The 21,660-nt window shown below is 63.8% G+C and carries 15 protein-coding genes and 3 tRNA genes; 13 read left to right on the plus strand and 5 right to left on the minus strand.

Features of this window, described 5'->3' with window-relative positions; genetic code table 11:
- Window positions 1-85 precede the first annotated feature (85 nt).
- Entirely contained in the window at window positions 86-1,144 is a 1,059-nt protein-coding gene (locus tag H0193_RS12265; RefSeq protein WP_181888302.1) for a PHB depolymerase family esterase, read from the plus strand.
- A gap of 390 nt (window positions 1,145-1,534) precedes the next feature.
- Here H0193_RS12265 and H0193_RS01825 read toward each other — a convergent pair whose 3' ends face one another.
- Window positions 1,535-1,963 carry a hypothetical protein gene (locus H0193_RS01825; protein WP_083290308.1) on the minus strand — a complete coding sequence of 143 codons (429 nt, stop codon included), beginning with the start codon at window positions 1,961-1,963 and terminating at the stop codon, window positions 1,535-1,537.
- Between the two features lie 254 nt (window positions 1,964-2,217).
- Window positions 2,218-2,484: a hypothetical protein gene (locus H0193_RS01830; RefSeq protein WP_181888303.1), complete on the minus strand. Its 267-nt coding sequence runs from the start codon at window positions 2,482-2,484 to the stop codon at window positions 2,218-2,220.
- A 227-nt stretch (window positions 2,485-2,711) separates the two neighbouring features.
- On the opposite strand from H0193_RS01830, the gene gltX reads away from it, so the two are divergent.
- From gltX to H0193_RS01885, 11 genes are all read left to right on the plus strand, one after another.
- Window positions 2,712-4,199 (plus strand): glutamate--tRNA ligase, encoded by a 1,488-nt coding sequence (gene gltX, locus H0193_RS01835; protein ID WP_181888304.1) that lies wholly within the window; start codon window positions 2,712-2,714, stop codon window positions 4,197-4,199.
- Window positions 4,200-4,356: 157 nt separating this feature from the next.
- Window positions 4,357-4,428, plus strand: a tRNA-Gln gene (locus H0193_RS01840).
- A 29-nt stretch (window positions 4,429-4,457) separates the two neighbouring features.
- Window positions 4,458-4,530, plus strand: a tRNA-Glu gene (locus H0193_RS01845).
- 63 nt (window positions 4,531-4,593) lie between these two features.
- A complete protein-coding gene (locus H0193_RS01850) occupies window positions 4,594-5,826 on the plus strand; it encodes an alpha/beta hydrolase (protein ID WP_181888305.1) in 1,233 nt (410 codons plus the stop codon).
- Between the two features lie 201 nt (window positions 5,827-6,027).
- Entirely contained in the window at window positions 6,028-7,089 is a 1,062-nt protein-coding gene (locus H0193_RS01855; protein WP_181888306.1) for an ABC transporter substrate-binding protein, read from the plus strand.
- Window positions 7,090-7,095: 6 nt separating this feature from the next.
- A complete protein-coding gene (locus tag H0193_RS01860; protein WP_181888307.1) occupies window positions 7,096-8,706 on the plus strand; it encodes an ABC transporter permease in 1,611 nt (536 codons plus the stop codon).
- The gene (locus H0193_RS01865) at window positions 8,706-9,755 is read left to right on the plus strand and encodes an ABC transporter ATP-binding protein (protein ID WP_181888308.1); all 1,050 of its coding nucleotides are present in this window, start codon (window positions 8,706-8,708) and stop codon (window positions 9,753-9,755) included. The genes H0193_RS01860 and H0193_RS01865 overlap by 1 nt, the downstream gene beginning before the upstream one ends.
- A gap of 76 nt (window positions 9,756-9,831) precedes the next feature.
- A tRNA-Glu gene (locus H0193_RS01870) sits at window positions 9,832-9,904 on the plus strand.
- A gap of 62 nt (window positions 9,905-9,966) precedes the next feature.
- Complete coding sequence (locus tag H0193_RS01875; RefSeq protein WP_338026568.1) at window positions 9,967-10,788, plus strand: PhzF family phenazine biosynthesis protein; 822 nt, start codon at window positions 9,967-9,969, stop codon at window positions 10,786-10,788.
- Between the two features lie 79 nt (window positions 10,789-10,867).
- Window positions 10,868-11,443: an HD domain-containing protein gene (locus tag H0193_RS01880; protein WP_181888309.1), complete on the plus strand. Its 576-nt coding sequence runs from the start codon at window positions 10,868-10,870 to the stop codon at window positions 11,441-11,443.
- Between the two features lie 10 nt (window positions 11,444-11,453).
- Window positions 11,454-12,896, plus strand: coding sequence for an FAD/NAD(P)-binding protein (locus H0193_RS01885; protein WP_181888310.1), 1,443 nt, complete (start codon window positions 11,454-11,456; stop codon window positions 12,894-12,896).
- Between the two features lie 72 nt (window positions 12,897-12,968).
- Here H0193_RS01885 and H0193_RS01890 read toward each other — a convergent pair whose 3' ends face one another.
- A complete protein-coding gene (locus H0193_RS01890) occupies window positions 12,969-14,960 on the minus strand; it encodes a fibronectin type III domain-containing protein (RefSeq protein WP_181888311.1) in 1,992 nt (663 codons plus the stop codon).
- A 136-nt stretch (window positions 14,961-15,096) separates the two neighbouring features.
- On the opposite strand from H0193_RS01890, the gene H0193_RS01895 reads away from it, so the two are divergent.
- Window positions 15,097-16,791 carry an alkaline phosphatase D family protein gene (locus H0193_RS01895; RefSeq protein ID WP_181888312.1) on the plus strand — a complete coding sequence of 565 codons (1,695 nt, stop codon included), beginning with the start codon at window positions 15,097-15,099 and terminating at the stop codon, window positions 16,789-16,791.
- Window positions 16,792-16,879: 88 nt separating this feature from the next.
- Here H0193_RS01895 and H0193_RS01900 read toward each other — a convergent pair whose 3' ends face one another.
- Together H0193_RS01900 and H0193_RS12495 are read right to left on the minus strand one after the other, a co-directional pair.
- Window positions 16,880-19,069, minus strand: coding sequence for a YhgE/Pip family protein (locus H0193_RS01900; protein WP_181888313.1), 2,190 nt, complete (start codon window positions 19,067-19,069; stop codon window positions 16,880-16,882).
- Window positions 19,066-21,657, minus strand: a complete 2,592-nt coding sequence (locus H0193_RS12495) for a YhgE/Pip family protein (RefSeq protein WP_181888314.1) — start codon at window positions 21,655-21,657, stop codon at window positions 19,066-19,068. The genes H0193_RS01900 and H0193_RS12495 overlap by 4 nt, the downstream gene beginning before the upstream one ends.
- Between the last annotated feature and the right edge of the window lie 3 nt (window positions 21,658-21,660).

Raw genomic sequence — 21,660 nt, forward strand, 5'->3', positions numbered from 1 at the left:
GTGACGATACTTTAACGAACCTCCATTTGTGCACGCACGTCTGTATTGCTTGCCGCTACATAAAAGTGGGGTTAGTGTGGCCGGTGTGAAAATTGTGAAAAGCCTTGCAGGTGGTCTCGCTGCCTTGCTCATCGCAGGTAGTGCGGTCGCCCCGGTGCAGGCTGGGGCCCAAGATATGTCGTCCCAAATCAACGGACAGGTAAACCGCGCGATCAACGACGCTAACCGCGCCGCCACCGACGCTGTGAACCAGGCCAACGCCGAGTGGAACAAGTTCGTCAAAATGGCCAACGACACCATCCCCGGCAGCTCGGCTCTTCCGCGCAATCCGCTGCCCGCGCCTGCGCCGGTGCCTGCCCCCGCGCCCTGGGCGCCCCAGGCCCCCGCGCCGGTGGCAAACGGCACCAACGGCGAGATCCATGCCGCCGGCCGCAGCTACCTGGTTTGGGTGCCGCGAGGCTACAACCCGGCGAACCCGACGCCGGTGATGGTGGGCTACTCCGCCTACCAAGATTCCACCGAAAACTTCCGCAACTACTCCCGCCTGCGCGAATCCTCTGTCGGGCGCGACGCCATCATCGTCTACCCCCGAGCCATCGGCGCATCCTGGGAAGGCTCGCCGACCGCCTCCACCCGGCCCGGCCAGGACATTGCCTTCGTGCGCGCGATGATCGACGACGTGCAGCGCTACTACAACATCGACCGCCGCCGCATCTACGCCACCGGCATGTCCACCGGCGGCGGCATGGCAGCAGTCTCCGCCTGCCACATGGCGGACCTCTTCGCCGGCGTCGCGGGTGTATCCGGTGCCTACTACGCGCCGGTGAACCGCGGCTGCCAGAACCTGCCCATCGCGTTTATGGCACTGCACGGCATGAACGACACGCTCACTCCGTACTACGGCACCACCCGCCGCGGCGAGCGCGTCCTGCCGGTGCCGGAAATGTTCGGCTCCTACGCCGCCCGCAACGGTTGCGGACCCGGCCTCGACCGCGCCCCGCTGTATAGCGCCACCCGCGTCTCCGCCCGCGGTTGCCGCAAGGGCGTCGAAGTGATCCAGGTGCACGGCTCCAACCATTACTGGTGGTACTCGCCGTCCGCCGCCGACGAAATGGGGGCGTTCCTCCCCCGCCACTCCAAATAGCGCACCACCTCATCGCCTCCCGGGGCGCGACCCGGGGCGCCTGTCAAGGCGCAGTTTTGTAAAACTCGGCCACAGTGGGGTGGAGGGAGCTGGGGGTATTGGGTTTTGGCCTTTGTTCTAGGCCGAGTTTTACAAAACCATGTTGTGCCGGTTCTGCGGTCGCAGAATGTTGTGCCGGTTCTGCGGTCGCAGAATGTTGTGCCGGTTCTGCGGTCGCAGAATGTTGTGCCGGTTCTGCGGTCGCAGAATGTTGTGCCGGTTCTGCGGTCGCAGAATGTTGTGCCGGTTCTGTCCCGGGGTGGTGTTTCTGCTTCTTACTTTCGACTCGGTGTAAAGCAGACGCAAAGTCTAGGGTGGCCAGCTTAGCAAGGTGAATAGGGGTGACTATCCCTATTGGTAGATGCACTGCTCAATTTCATGACCGGTTTCGCTGACACGAATACCGCGTGTGCGGCTTGGGAACTTCGCAGGGATCCCTGACTCGAAATCAATTTCAAGTTTTGCTGATAATAGTCGCACCGCATCATCGACTTCATTGGGATCACAGGGAACATCAGCAACAGTTACGAAGAAGAATACTGAGTACTCCGCTTCCTCTTCCGGGCTTAGCTTCTCGCTCGGTGGGATGATCTCTGACAGGAGGAGTTCAAAAGTTGGTTCACTGTGTCCAGCTTGGTATGCCTGTTCAGACGAGAAGTGCACTCTGTTTTTCTCGCGCACTACATCGACGCATCTTTGGTGCCTTGCTTTTGCTTCATCAAGTTGGTCGTACCGACACACGAATTTTGTGAAAAAACACCACGTAGATGTCTCATTCATAAAGTTTCCTTATCTGTACGTCGATTTATTTCGTGGCGTGGTCGTCTCTATCCGGCCACCTGAACTAGAAGCGTGTCCGAGGGTAACGTAGAGGGGGGATAAATAAATGTAGACAATGTATGTTTCATTGCTCGCCACTTTTCCGGAGGGTCTCCCTCGTTATATCCAATTGCAACTCGTGCTGGCACCATTCCCATCTCAGGTTTGTACAGGAAAGAGATTGACTCCAGCGACAACTATCGGGTCGCCCGCGCCTATTTCAAGCTGAGCATGTTACGGGACAGGTAGCCGAAACCGTAGATATCGAGCGGGCGTTTTTCGAAACGGTGACCATCTCGTCGAGTTCTTTCGGCATTCGCAGGGCTTTGGATTCTGACAGGCTGGCCGCCGAATCGGAATCGATTGCGTGCTCTTTGCGCGTGATCGGCGCTCGAGTAGTAAGGGAAGGATGGGCCGTGACGGAGTTTCGGCACCGCCACATCGATCGTCCGTGACAGGCTCTTGCGGTTGCGGTGGGGCACGCCCTAGAGAATGAGGCGTCGCCGTATTGGGCGTCGTTGGCAGGGTCAGTTTGGACGCAAGAGGATCTAGTTGAGTTGACTTGTCCAATCGGGGGGTCTCGAGCCAGTTGAACTTTCAAATACGTTGCCGGGAGGATAGGCGGCGCAGCGGTTATTGCCATGCTCCTTTCGGTGGTGCACCGGAGGACGTCGATAGGCGAGGGGCTCTGCGCGCTACGATTGCGCACATGACTGACTCTTCAATGCGCGTACGTTTTTGCCCGTCACCAACCGGAACCCCGCACGTGGGCATGGTGCGCACGGCACTGTTCAACTGGGCGCAGGCGCGCCACTCCGGCGGCACGTTTGTGTTCCGCATCGAGGACACGGATGCCGCGCGTGACTCGGAGGAGAGCTACCAGGCGATCATCGAGTCGCTGGAGTGGCTGGGCCTGACCTGGGACGAAGGTATCAACGTGGGTGGCCCGCACGAGCCGTACCGCCAGTCTCAGCGCTCCGAGATCTACACGGACGTGCTGAACAAACTCATCGAGGCTGGCGAGGTGTACCCGGCGTACTCCACGAACGAAGAGGTCCAGGAGCGCCACAAGGCTGCTGGCCGCGACCCGCAGCTGGGCTACGACAACTTCGACCGCGACCTGACGCAGGAGCAGATCGACGCGTTCGAGGCGGAAGGCCGCAAGCCGGTGTGGCGCCTGCGCATGCCGGACCAGGACTGGACCTGGAACGACTTGGTGCGTGGCGAGGTGACGTTCAAGTCCGAGACGCAGCCGGACTTCGTGGTCGCCCGCTCCAACGGCGCGCCGCTGTACACGCTGGTCAACCCTGTCGACGACGCGCTGATGGGCATTACCCACGTCCTGCGCGGCGAGGACCTGCTGTCGTCCACCCCACGCCAGATGGCGCTGTACGAGGCGCTCAAGCGCGTCGGCGTCGCAGAGTTCACCCCCGAGTTCGGCCACCTGCCGTTCGTGATGGGCCAGGGCAACAAGAAGCTGTCCAAGCGCGACCCGGAGTCCAACCTGTTCAACCACCGGGACAACGGCATTATCCCGGAGGGCATGATCAACTACCTGGCGCTTTTGGGATGGTCGCTGTCCGCGGACCAGGACATCTTCAGCGTCGACGAGTTTGTCAAGGCCTTCGACGTCAACGACGTGCTGGGCAACCCGGCCCGCTTCGACCAGAAGAAGCTTGAGGCCATCAACGCCGACCACATCCGCCTGCTGGAACCGGAGGACTTCCGCGACCGTCTGCGTGCCTACCTGACCGAGCACACCGACTTTCCGGAGGATTATCCGGCGGACAAGTTCGCCGTCGCTGCGGACCTGGTGCAGACGCGCATCAAGGTGCTGTCTGAGGGCTACAACCTGCTGAAGTTCCTCGTCACCGCAGACGAGGACCTGGAACTGGACGAGAAGAGCGCGAAGAAGAACCTCAAGGACACCGCCATCGAGCCGCTGGACGCCGGCATCGCCGCGCTGGAAGCGGTGGAGGAGTGGACCACCCCGAACATCGAGGCGGCGTTGAACAAGGCGCTTATCGACGACCTCGGCTTGAAGCCCCGCGTCGCGTTCGGTGCCCTGCGTGTCGGCGCGACCGGCGCAGCAGTGTCCCCGCCACTGTTCGAGTCTATGGAGTTGCTCGGCCGCGAATCCACGCTGAAGCGTCTGCGCGCGGCACGCGAGGTCACTCCGTACCAGGCAGCAGCGTAGTTACAACGCTGTTGTTATAACGCAACAAAGGCCGCCGCGATTTGCGCGGTGGCCTGCGGATTTGGTTGCTTTAGCTATCCATGGTTATAGTAATCCACGTTGTTCAGCAGACAGGCGCAACACCGAAAGGGAAAGCGCAGGTCAGACTGGAAAACGATGGCCTATGGTGTAATTGGCAACACTACGGTTTCTGGTACCGTCATTCTAGGTTCGAGTCCTGGTAGGCCAGCTGCAGAGCTTTAAGTTCTGTGTCCTAATGCCCCGTTCGTCTAGCGGCCTAGGACGTCGCCCTCTCACGGCGGTAACACGGGTTCAAATCCCGTACGGGGTACAACGCAAAACCTCCGGTCCAGTTTTTGGGTCGGAGGTTTTTCGCGTCCGGTACTGTGAGCGCATGGTGTGGAAGTTGTCGTCGCTGTTCAGCGGTGAAATTCGTCAAAGTGGATCCAGTCTCATCGACGCGTTTAGTGTGCCGGCGGCAGCGTCGAGCCTGTCGTCTTCGATTCCACTGCTCGCAGTGCCGGCGCTGTTCCTCGCGACGCTGGGCGGGGGTGTCTTCGGCGCGCCGCTCTATGAGGAGTCGACGGCAAGCGGGTCGTCGATAGGCGATGGCTCCAGCAACGTCGCCGAGACGTTCCCGGAACCGGACGCCAAGCCCGCGACCCTGAAATCAGTGACGCACATTGAAAACGACGTCTACGAGGTCGTCGTGTACTCGCCATCGATGGATAGAGAGGTCAAAAACGAGGTAATCCTGCCCGGCGGGCCGGATAACGACACTCCGCGGCCCACGTTTTACCTGCTGATGGGTGCGGACGGTGCCGCCAACGGCTGGTCCTGGCGCAACTCGTCCGATTATCAGGAGTTCTTCCAGGACAAACTGGTCAATGTGGTCACTCCGATCGGCTCAGTCTCCTCAATGCAGGCTGATTGGTACCGCGAGGACGATGCGACGGGGCGCAACAAGTGGCTCACGTACTTCACCAAAGAGCTGCCTCCGCTTATGGACGAGCAGTTCCACGACACCGGCACCGACGCCATCGCGGGCATTTCCATGTCTGGCGGGCCGGCACTCAATATTGCGTCGTTGGAACCGGAGCGGTTTGCCGCCGCGGCGTCGTACTCCGGGTGCCCGGCCACCTCCGGTGTTCTCGGCGACACATACGTGCGCCAGGCCTTGAAGCTCAACGGGGCGGATCCCCGCAAGATGTGGGGCATGTCCTCCAACCCGGCGTGGATGGCGCACTCACCCGTGCTGCACCTCGATGCGCTGGAAAACACGAAGTTGTTCATTTCCGCCGCGCAGGGAGTGCCCGGTGCGATCGACGACACAAAGACGTCCTCCGAACGCATAGGTCCGCCCGTGGCGATTGAGTCGGCGTCGTACGCGTGCTCTGAATACTTCGTGGAGAGGGCGCAGCGCGCCGGCTTGGACGTGCAGTGGTACCCGCAGGTGGAAGGCACGCACAGCTGGGGCCTGTTTGAGAAGTCCATGCGCAAAAGTTGGGACGTGATCGGGCCGGCAATCGACGCGCAACCTTTTGAACGCGGGGCGCCGGTGACGAAGGCGCCGCTTCCGGACGAGGCGCCGCAGCCCGTCGGCGGGTCTGCAGGGTCGAGCAAGTGATGGGTGTTCAGCTACAGTTTCGGATGTGAAAGTTTGATCGCCTCGCGCGGACTGCCGTCAAAGTAGGACGTGCTGGTAGAAGATTTTGGGCAACGTTGGGCCCGGCGCTGGGCGCAGAATAGAGCAATTTCATCGGCGAGCGGGCACGCAAATCTGGTGTTAAGGTGAGCCAGGTTTTTACCTTGCATAAAGGAGTCGCTCATGAAACTCACAAAGAAGTCCCTTTCAGTTGTTGCAGCAGCAGGCGTTGCAATGCTCGCTCTTGCGGGTTGCTCCGAACCCTCCGAGAACGCTGGCTCCAACACCGCGTCGTCTGGTGTTAAAGACGGCGCGACGGACTCTGCCGCCGGTTCTCTGACTCTCTACACCTCGGAGCCAGAGGACAAGGTTGACCAGGTTGTCGCGGCCTTCAACGAGGAACACCCGGATGTCGACGTGGAAGTGTACCGAGCTGGCACCGGCGATCTGAAGGCTCGAATTGAGGCTGAAAAGACCTCCGGAGCAGTGGAGGCAGACCTGATTTGGGCAGCGGACGCTCCGACGTTTGAGGACTTCAAGTCCGATGATCTCCTGGCGAAACTGGAGAACGTCGAAACCGGTGATGTGATGGACGGTGCCGTTGATTCTGAGGGCTACTACGTCGGGACCCGAATTATTCCCACTGTCATCGCTTACAACACTTCCGTGATCGATGAATCTGAAGCACCGAAGTCTTGGACTGACCTGACGGATGCACGCTTCCGCGACAAGATTGTCATGCCGGACCCGGCAGTTTCCGGGGCAGCCGCATACAACGCGACAGTGTGGATGAACAACGAGCAGCTGGGTGAGGATTGGATGACCGCTCTCGGTGAGAACGCTCCGATGATTGCCGCATCCAATGGCCCCACCTCGCAGGAAATTGCTGGCGGCGGCCACCCAGTTGGTGTGGTTGTGGATTATCTCGTTCGCGACCTCGCCGCGCAGGGTTCTCCGATTAAGGAGGTGTACGCCACCGAAGGTTCGCCGTACATTACCGAGCCGATCGCGGTGTTTGGGGATTCCAAGAACCCGACTGCAGCAGAGTTGTTCATTACTTTCCTGTTGTCCAAGAAGGGGCAAGAGCTCGCCGTGGAACAAAACTACCTGCCCGTCATCGACGGGGTAGGCACCCCTGGCGATGCCCCGGCACTCGATGACATTGCCCTGATGGATGCAGACCTGAAGACTCTCACCGATGATCGCGCACGTTCCGTAGAGTTCTTCCAGAGCGCGATGAACTAGGTGGCAATGCAACGCGTTTCTTCGCCGGGGCTCAACCTCGCTCGCCTAGGGGTGTGGTTGGTTGCCGCGGCGATTTTCATTGTTCCTCTCGCGATGGTGGTCTCACTCGCGCTCGGGGGAAATCAGTTTCCGGTACTTGTGGAACAAGGCTTGGCGCGCGCCACTTGGAATTCCGTGATTACCACCGTGCTGTCTTCTATGGGCGCGGTACTAATCGGTGGCACGATTGCGATTGTTTTGGAGCGCACCGATGTTGGTGGAGCAACGGGATTACGCTTATTTCTGCTCTCGCCGCTGTTAGTCCCACCGTTCGTCGGTGCCATTTCCTGGCTGCAGCTGTTTGGCCGAAACCAGGGGCTCAATGCGCTGTTCGACCGGCCGCTGTGGGACCTGTACGGAGCCGACGGCATTGTCTTTCTGATGACGTTGCACTCGTACCCGGTTGTGTACGTCATTGTGGCCGCAGCGTTGCGCCAGATCCCCTCTGATCTCGAACTGGCTGCACGCGTTAGTGGCGCGGGCAGTGGCACGGTGCTGCGCACTGTGACCATCCCGCTGTTGGGGCCCGCATTCTTGAGCGCCTTCACCCTGACGGCAGTGTCGAACCTCGCCGACTTCGGTATTCCATCGATTCTGGGGTCGCCGGTGCAGTTCGAGACATTAGCGACAATGTGTTACCGGTTTATGGAATCAGGCACGGTAAGCAACCCGCTGCAGGTCGTGTCCACAGTTGGAGCAGTGTTGATGCTGCTGGGCATTATCGCCGTGGTGGCAGATTACGCGGTGTCGCGCCGAGCCTCCTCGCAAGTCAGTGGTGCCAGCACGATGAAACTTTCACTCGGTGTGGCGAGAGTTCCTGTCACCGTGGTGTCCTGGGTCCTTGCACTCGCGGTTACCCTCGGTCCGATCTTAGGGCTCGCTCACCGTGCGTTGCTTCCGGCCCCGGGTGTGCCGTTTACGTTGGAGACCATCTCGCTGTCGAATTTTCAGCGCACCCTGAGTAACCCGCGGGTGGTTGATGGTTTCACTAACTCGGTCGCTCTCGCAGGCGGTGCCGCACTACTGTGCGGTCTGCTGGGTTGGGCGATCGGCATTTTGGTCACCCGCACCCGCGCGCGTACTAACACGCCGCTATCTCTGGCTACATTGCTTCCGGCTGCACTCCCTGGGCTGATCATTGGCGTCGGATGGCTCATTGTGGGCAGGTACACGGGGCTCTACAACACCCGTTGGGTGATCCTGTTGGCATACGTCTGCGCCTTCACAGCCTTGGTGCTGCAGGCTGTGCGCGCACCGATGAGCAAGATTCCGGTTGCAGTGGAAGAAGCGGCACGAATTTCTGGCGCGGGTAGGGTGCGCTCAATCGTGGATACCTCGGGGCGAATGGCTGTACCAGCGGCGTTCTCCGGGGCAGTTCTCGTTGCAGTCACCGCGGTGCGCGAGCTCACCGTGTCAATTCTGCTCGTTGCTCCGGGCACCACAACAATTGGTGTGCAACTATTCAACCTCCAACAGTCCGGAAACTACAACCAAGCTTCAGCGCTTGCATTGATGTTTGCAGTAATCGGTATTGCCGCCCTGGCACTGACCGTGCGCACCCCTGACAAGGAGTCCTGATGAGTGACATTGCGATTGACGGCCTCAGCGTCGTATTCCCAGACGGTGCCGTTGGGTTGGACGACATCAACCTACGCGTTGGTAGCGGCGAGTTCGTAGCGCTAGTCGGCCCGTCCGGCTCGGGCAAAACCACGCTGCTGCGCACTCTCGCCGGGTTTGTGCAGCCCTCCACAGGCACGGTCTCCCTCGACGGCACAAACGTGACTCGCACACCGCCAGAAAAGCGGCGGATGGGCATGGTGTTTCAGCAGCACGCAGTCTGGCCGCACATGAGTGTTGCGGATAATGTCGCCTACCCGCTCAAACGCGCAGGTACGAGCAAGAAGCAACAACAACAGCTCGTCGAATCGACGTTGCGCACCGTTGGGTTGGAGAGCTACGGAGACCGGAAACCTTCAACGTTGTCTGGCGGTCAGCGGCAGCGAGTCGCACTCGCGCGCGCGATTGTGGCCAAGCCTCAAGTGCTGCTTCTCGACGAAGCTTTGTCGGCTCTCGACGAACCACTGCGAGACAGTCTTCGCCGAGAGCTTGTTGCACTGACTAAGCGGTCTTCCCTAACTACAGTGCACGTGACCCACGACCGCAAGGAAGCGATTGCCATCGCCGATCGCATCGCATTGCTGCGAGACGGAAAGCTCGAGCAGTTTGCCTCGCCGAGGGATATCGTCGCTCAACCAGCTTCGCCGTGGGTGGCCTCCTTTATCGCTGACGCGACGCTGTTAGAGGGACAAATTGTCGACGGCCGCGTGGTCGTCACAGCGCCTGCCATGGAATGGCCGGCTGCGCATGTGGAGATGGTTGGCGCATCAGGCCATAGAGGTGCTGTCACCGTTGCGGTGTTGCCTGAGGCGGTAGAAGTGGCAGCGCCAGGGGAGCGGGACGTACTAAACGGCCGGGTCACCTCCTCGCTTTTTGAGGTGTCCGGCTACTCGCTCACCATCGATGTGGACGGTGTGGAGTTTCGCGCACGCACTTCGGCCCGCACCACCCCAGAAGTTGGCGAAACGGTCGGCGTCAACGTCCACGCCCCGTTGGTCTACACCACATAAAAACGACCCTAACCTGCCGATTTGTTGGTGGACAATAGCGTCCTTTATTGTTAACAAGTCGCAAACAAGCGAGCGCGCCCCGTTCGTCTAGCGGCCTAGGACGTCGCCCTCTCACGGCGGTAACACGGGTTCAAATCCCGTACGGGGTACAAAGTACAACTCCCGATCCGGACTCCGGGTCGGGAGTTTTCGCATTGGTAGCCTTGGCCGGGTGACTACCCTGGAATACTTTGAAATCGACGTCTTCGCCACCGGCGCGTTCACCGGCAACCCACTCGCCGTTGTTTGCGGCGCCGACAACCTCAGCGACGAGCAGATGCAGCAGATTGCGTCCTGGACCAACTTCTCGGAAACCACGTTTCTGCTCGAGCCGACCAGCGAAGAGGCGGACTACCGCGTGCGCATCTTCACGCCGGTGGAGGAATACGCCTTCGCCGGGCACCCCACCCTCGGCACGGCGCGTGCGTGGCTGGAGCTCGGCAACACGCCGCGCAACCAGGGCTGCGTGGTTCAGGAGTGCGGGGTTGGCAACGTCGAAGTGCGTATCCAGGGCGACTCGCTCGCGTTCGCCACCCCGCCACTCAAGCGCGACGGCCAGCTCTCGCCGGAGGAAAAGGATGAGGTGTGCGAGACCTTTGGCGTCGAGAAGCAATTGCTTGTCAGCGCCGCCTTCGGTGACAACGGCCCCGGCTGGAAGCTGGCGCTCCTGGATGGCCTGGATGCGTTGTGGGCGCTTAAGAAGCCGGCGGGCAGCGGCCTGAAGGTGGCGTTTGCAGCGCTGACAGGTGGGTCCGATCCGGCCTATGAGCTGCGCGCATTCACACCGACGTTCGAGGACCCGGTGACCGGCAGCGCGAACGGCGCGATGGCGCAGTGGCTGCGAGGGAGGGGAGATGTACCTGCGCAGTACACGGTCTCGCAGGGCACGGCGCTCGGGCGCGACGGACGGGTGGAGATCACCGACGACGGGGAGAACATCTGGGTCGGTGGTCGCGCGCGGGTGCGGGTGCGGGGGACGCTGGACATGGGATAGAATAGGTGTGCGAATAGCGGGATGGTGATGTCGGCGGCGCTCGTATCGTGTGAAGCGTTCCCGACAGAAAGGGGCTGGCATGACCAATGCTCCCGTCGCGTCCCCGCGACTTATCCAAGCAATCAACACCGCAGCGTGGGCGCACCGCGACCACGTCCGTAAAGGCACCGACATCCCGTACGTTTCCCACGTATTCGGCGTGATGCACCTCGTCTCCCAGGTCACCGATGATGAAGATGTGCTCGTCGCGGCGCTATTCCACGACATTTTGGAGGACGTGCCCGAGGAATACAGCCCCGAGCGTATGGCCGAGGAGTTCGGCGACCGGGTGGTGGAGCTGGTGCGCGGGGTGACCAAGGACAGCACGCTTTCCAGCTGGCAGGACCGCTCGGACGCCTACCTGGCGCATCTGCGGGAGGCGGACGACGGCAGCGTGCTCATCTCCGCGGCCGACAAGCTGCACAACCTGTTGTCCATCCACGCGGACCTGGACCAGTTGGGCGATGAGCTGTGGGGCCGCTTCAACTCCGGCAAGGAGCGCCAGCTGTGGTGGTACCGCTCCGTGGCGGACCTGGTGCAGGAACGGCTACCGGGAAATCCGCTGGGTGAGGAGCTGGCCCGCCAGGTTGAGCGGCTGGAGGCACGCGGCGCATAAGCTGGAGCGCATGCAAAATTCGGTGATGAAGGTAGCGATTATCGGCGCCGGCCCGCGCGGCCTGTGGGCGTCAGAAGAGCTCATGGAACAAGCACGGGAGCGCGGCGCGGCTATCGACGTGACGGTGTTCGACGCCAAACCGTTGGAGGAGTCCTCCGCACCCGGGGCGTTTCGAGCTTCGGTGCCGGAAGAGTTCATCCTCAACGCACCCAAGTCCATCGTGGAGACGAAACTCGGGCCGCTCGACCCGGACGATGAGCTTCCGGACGATTTTCCCAGCCGCCGGCACGTCGGCGAGCACCTGGATAAGTCGTGGCGCGCGCTCGAGGAGAACCTGCCGGAGCGCTGCAGCCTCACCCACCGGGTGGAAAACATTGAGATGGTCGAGCCCACCGACAGCGGGGTGGACGTGCTCGGCGAGCACTTCGACGAGGTGCTCATGGTCACCGGGCATGCGCATGACTGGCCCGGCTCGCTCGCGCACGCGGACCTCGGCGACCTCAAGGTGGTCGCCCCCGCCTATCCGGCGTCGAACCTGGACGCAGTGAGCCCGGACGATGTGGCGTTGGTCCGCGGCGCCGCGTTGACCTTCATTGACGTGGTGAAGTACGCGGACGCGAAAGTGTTCTACCCCGTGACCCGGTCGGGGCGGTTCATGGAGGTCAAGGCGTACTTCGAAGGCAAGGCGAAGGAGGCGGCGCAGCCGCACATCGAGGAGGCCTCGCAGAAGATCCTCGACTGCGAAGGCCTCGAGGAGTTGGAAGACATCCTTGCGGACTGCGCCACGGAGATCCTCCGCATCGCCGGCGGCGACGGCGGGGAAGACGACATCCGGAAGGTGTTGCGCGGCGAGGACTTCACCGGCGATCCGGTAGCGGAGCTCCGCGCTTCCGTTGCGGCGGCGCGCGGGGAGCGCCCCTGGACGCCGGCGCTCGCCGTGGCGCTTGCATTCCGCGACACCTACGACGCGGTGATCGACCGCGCCTCCTACGGCGGCCGCCACACCTTGGGTGGGAAGGACTTCGACGCTTTCGTGTCCACGCTGGAGCGCGTCGGCTTCGGCCCTCCGGTGGAGTCCGCGCAGACCATGCTCGAGCTTATCGACGAAGGCCGGATCCGCATCGAGCTCATCGCCCGCGGCGAGGAGGACCTCCGCGACTTGGCCGAGGAGGTCAGCGCGACCGTCGTCATCGACGCGGTGCAGGCGCCGCCCGGGATTGTCGAAGGCACGCTGGTGGGCAACTTGGTGGACGCCGGAATCGGCCTGCGCTACGCCGACACGAATGCGCTGCACGTGAAGCCGGACGCCACGCTCGTGGGGCAGGAGCACCTCGCCGCGGCCGGCCGCATGAACGAAGGGCTGGTGCTCGGCCACGACACGCTGAAGCGCACCAAGCAGCACGGCATCGAACGCTGGGCTGACCGCGTGACCGCAGCTGCGGCAGAGCGCTAGAAACGGCTGCTTAAAACACAGAACCCGCCACTGCGACCTGGGGGATCGCGGTGGCGGGTTGTGCGTTTGGCGCTAGATGTTGAACTGCTTGCGGATGTCCTGAATCCACTGCGGGTGGACGTACGACAGTGCCGCGAAGATCGCGCCCAGCACCGCGATCAGGATTGCCAGGACCGTGAGGATGATGCCGCCGGTGCTGCTGCCGGACACGCTGCCCGCGGCGTCCTTGCCTGCGTCCTGATCCTCAGCCGGCTCCTGCGGCTCGGCGTTCTTGGTGATGGTCTCCTTGATCGTGGTCGGCACCGTCTTGGTCTTTTCCACGATCTTGGTTTCCGGCGAGGTCTGCGTGGACGTCTCGGTCACCGTGGCGGTGGCGACGGAAGTCTTGGTGGTGACCTCCGGCTCAGCGCCCTTGGTGATGGTGGTCGGCACCTCAACCGTCTCGGTCTTCGTCACGGTTTCCTTCACCGTGGTCGGCACCGCCTTGGTCTTCTCCACGACCTTGGTTTCCGGCGAAGTCTGCGTGGACGTCTCCGTCACGGTCGCGGTGCCAACAGAGGTATTCGTGGTGGTGACCAGCTTCTCGGAGGTCTGCGTCGTCGTGATTGTCTCCGGAGCAGGCTTCTGCTCGGTGATTGCCTGTTCAGAGGTCGGCTTCTGCTCGGTCGTCGGCTTCTGCTCGGTGGTCGGTTTCTGCTCGGTCGTCGGCTTCTCCGCGTCCTTCTTCTGCAGCGTGACCTGGTCCACCACGTACGGGGTGTTGATGTTGTAGGTGGTGAGCTTCAGCTCGGTCGGGGAGACGCTGATGTTGGTGTAGTCCGGGTTGTAGTCCTGACGCCAGCGGGCGGTGGAGTCGTGCGCCAGGTCGCGGGCACGCTCTTCGCGAATGTTGGGGTGCGTGTCGCCGAACTTGTCATGGAAGTCGTAGTACTTGCCGCCGGTTGCGGTGGTGGAGGTGAGGTAGAGCACCTCGCCATCCTCCGGGATGAGCACGTCGCCGGACTTGGCCGCGCCTTCGGGGATGACCGGGTCGAAGCCGTTCATCAGGTGGGAGCGGGTGTAGATGTGGTCGTGGCCGCTTAAGACCAGATCCACGCCAGCCTCGGACAGCTTCGGGGTGAGCTGCTCGCGCAGGCGCACCACATCCGAGTCGGTGTAGTGGGTGCCCTGAGAGAACGGTGCCTGGTGGATGCCAACGATGACCCAGTCCGCGTCCGCGCCGTTGGTGGCGATGGCGTCGTTAACAAACTGCGCGTGCGTCTCAATATCGGCCGCGTCCGAGCGGTTGCCGTCGAGGCCGATGAACAACACGTTGTTGTAGTTGAAGAAGTAGTTCGCGGTTGTGCCAACCTCGTTGGGCAGGAAGTAGGTGTCCTGGAAGTGGCGGTCCGGCGCGTAGGTCTCGTGGTTGCCCTTCAGCACAGCGAGGCGGTAGTTCTGCAGTTTCTCGGGCGCGGTAAACGCCTCGAGCTGCGCCACCGGTGCACCCCATCCCTCGGCTTGGTCGCCGAGGAGCATGAGGAATGCGGAATCCGGGTGCTCGCCGGTGGCGACGTCGACGGCCTTGTTCCATGCTGCGGACTGCTCGGCGATCTTGGCGCCCACGCCGATCTGCGCGTCGGCCATGGCCAGGAAGTTCCAGGTGTCGGAATCGGTGCCGGTGGTGAAGGTGCGCTGCTCGCTCCAGCCGCGGTCGTCGTTGCCGACGCGGTAGACGTACTCGGTGTCCGGCTCCAGGCCCGTCATCGTGGCCTCGTGCGGGTAGAAGATCGCGGCGTTATAAGGGCCGCGCGGGGATTCGACGCTGGTGACGTCGCCCGGGTTGTCCGCCGGCCAGTACTCCAGGTACTGCAGCTCGTTGGTCTTGGACTGCCACGCCAGGTTGGCCTCGGTGGCGTCCGAACCGATGCCGAGCACGATGCGGCTGATCTTAGAGTTGACGGCCTCTTCCTGAGCGGAGGCGTCAACGGCGACGGTAAACGGTGCAAACAAAGAAACAACCACCGCGGCGGCAACAGCGCTGCGGCGGTGGGAACGGTGGGGCTGGGATCGCAGAACAGTCATGTGCCCCTACATAAGTCACGCGGTTTTAACAGCCGGTTACAAGAATCTCGTCACCTCGGTGAATTTGAAGTGAACATTAGGCAACTCCGCGCAGTTGTAATGGCGCGGCACTGATAGCTCGTTGAAAGTAAGCTGCATGAGCTCAAAGTTCCGTGTGAATCGTCGTGTGTTCCTGCAAACTGTCGCAGCGACCGCTGCCGCAACCGCTATCGGCACCGGCGGCGCTTACGCCGCGCGGCGCGGCACGGTGTCCACCCCGGAAGAACCGGCCCCGGCAAGCGAGTGGGACCTGCCGTTCCTCCACGGCGTCGCATCCGGCGACCCGCTGCCGGACCGCGTGGTGCTGTGGACCCGCGTGACCCCGTCGCGTGAGGCGCTGCCGGGCTCCGGCCTGGGTGAGGGCGTGGAGCTGGAGTGGCAGATCGACACCTCGGAGGACTTTGGTAACCCGCAGACGGGCACCGTGACCACCTCGGCGGACTCGGACCACACTGTCCACGTCGACCCGGACGGCCTGGAACCGGCGACGGAGTACTTCTACCGTTTCATCGTAAAAAGCGGAGAGTTCGAGGGCGCGACCTCCCCGGTCGGCCGAGCGCTTACGGCGCCGGAGGCTGACGCGAGCGTGGACAACCTCAACCTGGCCATCGCCTCTTGCGCGAACTGGGAGTCCGGCTTTTTCGCCGCGTACGGCGACATGGCGCAGCGCGCCCGCGCAGGCGAGATCGACCACGTGGTCTTCCTCGGCGATTACATCTACGAGTACCCGACCGGCGAGTACGCAGGTAAGAGCGGTGTCGCGCGAATGCACCACCCGGAGTGGGAGATCACCACGCTGGAGGATTACCGCCAGCGCCACGGCCGCTACCGCACGGACCTCAACCTGCAGGCCGCGCACGCGGCGTGCCCGTGGATTGTCGTCTGGGACGACCACGAAACGGCAAACAACAGCTGGCTCAACGGTGCGGAGAACCACACCGACGGCCGCGTGGAGGGCGAGTGGCCGGAACGCTTGAGCGCTGCGAAGCAGGCCTACTTTGAGTGGCTGCCGGTGCGCGCGCAGTCCGCGGGTGAGGAGCAGCTGCTCTACCGCAGCTTCAAGTTCGGCGACCTGGCGCAGCTGACCATGATGGATCTTCGCACCTACCGCGACGCGGAGACCTCCGGCGCGAACTTCGCCAACGACGACCGCACGATGCTGGGCAAGGCTCAGTTCGATTGGGTGGCACAGCAGCTGCAGGAGTCCACGGCCCGCTGGGATGTGCTGGGCAACTCGGTGATGGTCTCGCCGATGCGATTTGTCACCATCCCGGACGACGAGAAGGCCAACATCGCTGCAGGTTATATGAAGGAGCGCGCAACGGGCATCGCGGTGAACTCGGATCAGTGGGACGGCTACGCCGCGGAGCGCGACCGCCTGCTCACCATGTTGGATGAGCAGGAGTCGAACGCACTGTTCCTCACCGGCGATATTCACTCGGAGTGGGCGAACTCGATCGCCTCGCCGTCCGGCTTCGGCGAGATCGGCTGCGAGATGGTCACCACTTCCATCTCTGCGCCGAATGTGGACGAGATCCTGACCACCGCGTTCGGCACTTACCACAAGGAAGACAACTCCACCTCGCTGCTGGTGGAGAAGGTTATCCGGGACTACAACCCGTGGGTCAACCACATCGACTTTGACGCGCACGGCTACGGCATCGCCAGCATCCACTACGACTACGTGGACATGCTGTACTACCGCGTCTCGGACGTGGAGGACCCGGACGCCGCGGTCAGCCTCGGCACGAAGCGCCAGTGGCGCATCGGCGAGGGGTTCGTCGAAGCATAAGCTGCTTATCGACGACGGTCGCGAAATCTGGGTGGGCGGGCTGGTCACCGCGCGCGTGCGTGGCACCATCGAGCTGTAGGCGGGCGGCCTACGTCATCATCACCTTGGTCTGGGCGACCGCCTCGTCCATGCGGCCGATCGCGTGGTGCAGCCGGTGACGCAGCCAGAGGCCGAGGAAGAGGAAAGGCAGCACGAAGAGGACGAGGCAACCGAGGGCTCGCCAGAAGTCCCAGCCGTAGGTGCCGAAGACCGCGGCGCGCATAGCGCGGATCGAGTAGGTCGCGGGCAGCCAGGGGCTGATCGCCTGCGTCCAGCCCGGCAGCAGCTGCAGCGGGTAGGCTCCGCCCGCAGCCGAGACCTGGAGCACCAGGATGAGCACGCCCACGGCTTTGCCGGCGTTGCTCAGGGAGAGCACCAGCGTGTAGCAGATCAGGTGGAAGACCAGGCTCGAGACCCACCCCGCCATGTAGAGGAGGAAGGGGTGCGCGGGCTCGATGCCCACGTAGACGATGAGCCCCGCCATGAGGAGCGTGGATTGGGCCAGGCCGGTGGTCACGAACGTCAGGTAGCGGCCAAAGTACTTCTGGCCCGCGGTGAGGCGGTCGGGATCGACCACGTTCTGTTCGATGGAGCGATCGTCCGTGCGCACGGCCACCGACGTCAACAGGGCGCCCACCCACAGGGCGAGCACCGTGTAGAGCGGGGCCATGCCGGCGCCGAAGCTGACGCGGGGGAAGACCTCCTTGCGCTCCACCTTGACTGGGTCGACGAGGGCGTCGGCGAGCACTTCCGGGTGGCTGGAGACGAGGTCGGCCAGCTTCGTCAGGTCCCCGCTCGAGCGCGCCTGCGCGATCGACTGCTTCGCCTCCTGCATCCTCGCCGCGTTGGCGCGCAGAGATTCCGCCGTGTCGCGCAGGTCCGCGCCGGAGGCTGCGAGGGTGTCGCGAAGCGAGCCGGGCCGGTTGGCCAGGGCAGAGGAGACGCCGTCCATGTCCGAGCGGGCCTTGTCGACGTTCGCGCGGACGTTGTCCAGCGAGCCCGACAGCGCCTCGAGGCGCGGGCGGATCCCGGTGTCGTAGGAATTCTTGGCCGAGTCCATCGCCTCGCGGGCCCGGGCGATCGAGTCCTCGATCTCCTGCCGGTCTGCGTTCTTCCCGTCCCGGCCGCCCTGCCCGGCGGTGAGGTGCGCGGCGGCGTCGTTGAGTCGGTCGCGCACGGCCGTCTGGCGGGCGATGGCGTCGTTGAGGTGGCCGACCACCGCGCGCACCCCCGGCTGGGCGTCGGGGGGAAGCGCCGGGGCGACTTGGCCGTTGATGGTGTCGCGCAGGGCCGTGTACTGCTTCACCTGGACATCGATGCGCGCGGCGATGTCCGTCAGGCTCGCGGCGGTGGCCTGGGAGGTGGCGGAGGAGTCCGCCAGCAGCTGGTCGACACGTTCGCTCACGGCGGCGAAGCTTACCGACGTCGCCCCCAGCGCCGCCGCAAGCGCCGCGCCGTCTCCGCCGAGGCTCGCCCCGGTGACCCCGAGGTCGACGGGGTGGACCTGCCCGAGAGAGTCGCCCAGCGCCCCGGAGATCCGCTCGGCGCTGTCGACGAGCGGCACGCTCGACTCTGTGAGCGAGGCGAGCGCGTCGACGGTGTTGGCGCTGGAGAGCAGCTGGTCGCGGGCGTTGGCGGTGCGGGTCGCGATGGAGTCGAGCGCCTGCTTGGTCTCCGCCTCGTTGAAGTAGTCCGAGGTCGTCTCGATCAACCCGAATGACACCTCGGAGAGGGCCCTGGTGAACGACGCGCTGATCTGGGCGCTGACGCCCTGCGTGCCGCTGGAGATGAGCAGCGGGGAGATGGGGTTCTTCTTCTCGTTGATGTAGAGGTCGATCCGGCTGGGTTCGGCGTCGTCGGCGTAGAAGGTGAACATGTCGTCGCTCAGCGTGGGAGGCAGGACGATGGCGGCGTAGTACTCGCCGGATTTCGCGCCCTCGATGGCGTCGTCGACGTCGGTGATGACCCAGTCCATCGAGTCGTCGCGGTAGAGCTGGGAGAGCACCATGTCGCCGACGTTGACGGCCAGCGGGGTGAGGTCGCTCGTGTGGCCGCGGTCGGTGTTGGCCACCGCGACCTCGAGGCGATCGGTGTTGCCGAATGGGTCCCACGCGGCCAGCACGTTGAACCAGGCGAAGAGGCAGGGGATGGCGATGAGGCCGACCATGACGATGCCCGCCATGACGTTGGTGTAGAGCCGGCGCAGGTCGTTGTAGGCGATGGAGAAGACGGTTCTCACTTGGTGTCCTCGCTTTCGGCGTCCGCGGGCCCGATGGTGACGCTGGTGCCGGCGGAGTCGTGGCGGTGGATCACGGCGTCGCGCAGCTCGGCCTCGCCGAGGCGTGAGACCTGTTCGGCGTCGACGAGGCTCTGCGTGAAGTACTCCACCGCGCCGAGGTAGAGGGTGACCAGCAGCGACCAGGCGACGACGATGGCCAGCATGATCGTCTTGTCGGTGGGCAGGAGCATGGTGAGCAGGGTGATGATGGCGATGCCGACAACGCCCACGACGATCCCGCCGAAGATGAGGGTGCGGTAGTTCTCCCGCAGCATCCGCGCCCGCTTCTCGACGCCACCGCGGAACTCATCCCGGTCCGACAGGGCGGCCATGATGTCGGACGCGCGGTAGGGCGAGCCCATGACCTCCACCTTCTCGTTGGTGATCAGGTTCGTGCGCGCGAGCTGGCGGTTGAACAGGAGGTTGGCGTGCGAGGAGGTGAGTCGGAACAGCCACCCCAGGGCGAAGGCCGCGGCGGACATGGCGAGAAGCGCCGCCATGAAGCGGAGGTAGTGGTGGTCGTAGAACCCGGCGATGGTCTCGCGCATCGCGTCGATGCCGTAGCGGAAGGGGAGGAAGGGGTAGATGTGGCGGAAGAAGTCGGGCATGAGCTCGATGGGGTAGAGGCCCGACGCGCCCGGGATCTGGATGACGACGAGGAAGACGGCGATGCCGCGGCCAATGTGGCCGAGCGCGGAGACGATGGAGTAGATGATCGCCGTGTAGGCGACCCCGATGGCGATTGCGGTGGCGAGAAAGGCCGTGACGGACTGCATCTGCACCCCGAAGGCCACGTTGCCGAGCGTCACCACGACGGCCTGGAGCACCGAGAGCGTGGCGAAGAGGAGGAAGCGGCCGAGGTAGGCCTGGCCGACGGTGAGGCGGCGGAAGCCCTCGGTGTCGACCTCGACGCGGAAGATGATCGTCAGCACGAACGCGCCGATCCACAGGGCCAGGTTGGTGAAGAAGGAGGCCATGGAGCTGCCGTAGTTCTCCGTGGGGAAGACGGCCTGCTGCTCGACGGTGACGGGCGAGGAGATGTACTCGCCGATCTTCGCGGAGTTGAGGTTCGTGACAGTGTTGAGGGCCTTCGAGTCGGAGGTGGCCAGGAGGGCGTTGATGTCGGACTGGGCGGAGCGGGCGCCGTCGGCAAGCGTGCCGAGGTTGCCCGAGACCTCGTCGAGGATGCCGAGGCTGGCCGCGAGCTGGTTGTCCACCCCGGCGAGCAGGGAGGTCGTTTCCTCGCGCAGGGCACGCTGGCTGCTCAGCGCGCCGCGCACGGAGGCGACGCTGCCGGAGGCCTGCGCGAGCGAGGCGTTGATCGCGGGCACGGACTCGCCGAGCTGCTTGCTCGCGTCGCGCGCTGCGGCGTTGGAGTCGGCGGTCGCGGCCTCGAGGGAGTCGCCGAGCTCGCCTATCGACGCCAGCGCGGCGCCCGCGCTGCGGTCCACGTTGTTCAGGCCGTCGAGGACGGCGCGGGAGGCGGCGGTACGCTCCTCCAGCGCGCTGGCCGCGGCGTCGAGCTGAGCGCGGACCTCGGGCGATAGGGCCGCCCCGGCCGACATGGCACGCAGCTGCGCGGCGGCGGATTCGCCCTGCTTGACCACGCCGTTGACTTCGCCGACGGCCGAGCGCACCCGCCCCTGGGCGGTGCCGAGCTGGCCCGTCGCCTCCGCGATGGAGGCGCTGGCGGAGGCGGCGCCGAGGCTGAGTGCGTTGGTGGACTCGACGAGCGCGGCCGACGTGTCGGCGCTGAAACCGGCGGAGGACTTCTGCAGCTCGGCGATGATCCCCTCGGCCTCGCCGAGGGAGGAGTCCACGGACCGGAGGGTGTCGTCGACGGAGCCGACGAGGGTGTTCAGCTCGGCGACGACCGGGCGCGCCCCGATGATGCTCTGCTTCATCGTGGCCACCCGCCCCTGGGAGGCGTCGAGGTCGGCGGCGATCTGGCCGAAGCTCCCGGAGGCCTTGCCTCGGGCCTCCTCGGCGTTAGCGCGCGTCGCGAATCCTTTGTTGCGCAGCTCGGTCGCCGCGGCCTCGCCGACCTTCTTCTTGAAGGCCTCGGACACGGCCGTGTCGACGGCGGAGGCGCCGGCGTCGGTGATCGAGGGGGCGACGCCGTTGCTCTTCTCGTTGACGTAGTACTCCAGCACCGGCTGCGTGTAGGTGCCGCTGACCAGGCTCAGCAGGTCCTCGCTGAACTCCGGCGGGATGAGGAACATGGCGTAGTAGTCGCCGCGCATGAGCCCGTCGCGGGCCTCGTCCTCGGGGAGGAACACCCACCCGATCTTGTCGTTGCCCTTGAGCTGCTCGGTGATCTGCTCGCCGACGTCGACCTCGCCGACGCGTTCGGCGGAGGCGCCACGGTCGTTGTTGACCACCGCGATGCGGATGTTCTGGGTGTGGTTGTAGGGGTCCCAGAAGGCGTTGATGTTGAACCACGCGTAGAGCGCGGGGATGATGAGCACGCCGACGATGATGATGAAGGCCCGGGGAACGCGCAGTAGACGACGAATGTCCCGTACAAGAATCTGCCCGCTCTTTCTCACGTG

This window comes from Corynebacterium haematomassiliense (genome assembly GCF_013978595.1).
GTDB classification, from domain to species: domain Bacteria; phylum Actinomycetota; class Actinomycetes; order Mycobacteriales; family Mycobacteriaceae; genus Corynebacterium; species Corynebacterium lehmanniae.

Excerpts from the sequence above, each read along its gene's own strand:
- H0193_RS01855 (WP_181888306.1), top strand. The coding sequence starts at position 6,028 with ATGAAACTCACAAAGAAGTCCCTTTCAGTTGTTGCAGCAGCAGGCGTT.
- H0193_RS01880 (WP_181888309.1), top strand. The coding sequence starts at position 10,868 with ATGACCAATGCTCCCGTCGCGTCCCCGCGACTTATCCAAGCAATCAAC.
- H0193_RS01895 (WP_181888312.1), top strand. The coding sequence starts at position 15,097 with ATGAGCTCAAAGTTCCGTGTGAATCGTCGTGTGTTCCTGCAAACTGTC.
- H0193_RS01885 (WP_181888310.1), top strand. The coding sequence starts at position 11,454 with ATGCAAAATTCGGTGATGAAGGTAGCGATTATCGGCGCCGGCCCGCGC.
- H0193_RS01860 (WP_181888307.1), top strand. The coding sequence starts at position 7,096 with ATGCAACGCGTTTCTTCGCCGGGGCTCAACCTCGCTCGCCTAGGGGTG.
- H0193_RS01825 (WP_083290308.1), bottom strand. The coding sequence starts at position 1,963 with ATGAATGAGACATCTACGTGGTGTTTTTTCACAAAATTCGTGTGTCGG.
- H0193_RS01850 (WP_181888305.1), top strand. The coding sequence starts at position 4,594 with ATGGTGTGGAAGTTGTCGTCGCTGTTCAGCGGTGAAATTCGTCAAAGT.
- gltX (WP_181888304.1), top strand. The coding sequence starts at position 2,712 with ATGACTGACTCTTCAATGCGCGTACGTTTTTGCCCGTCACCAACCGGA.
- H0193_RS01865 (WP_181888308.1), top strand. The coding sequence starts at position 8,706 with ATGAGTGACATTGCGATTGACGGCCTCAGCGTCGTATTCCCAGACGGT.
- H0193_RS01890 (WP_181888311.1), bottom strand. The coding sequence starts at position 14,960 with ATGACTGTTCTGCGATCCCAGCCCCACCGTTCCCACCGCCGCAGCGCT.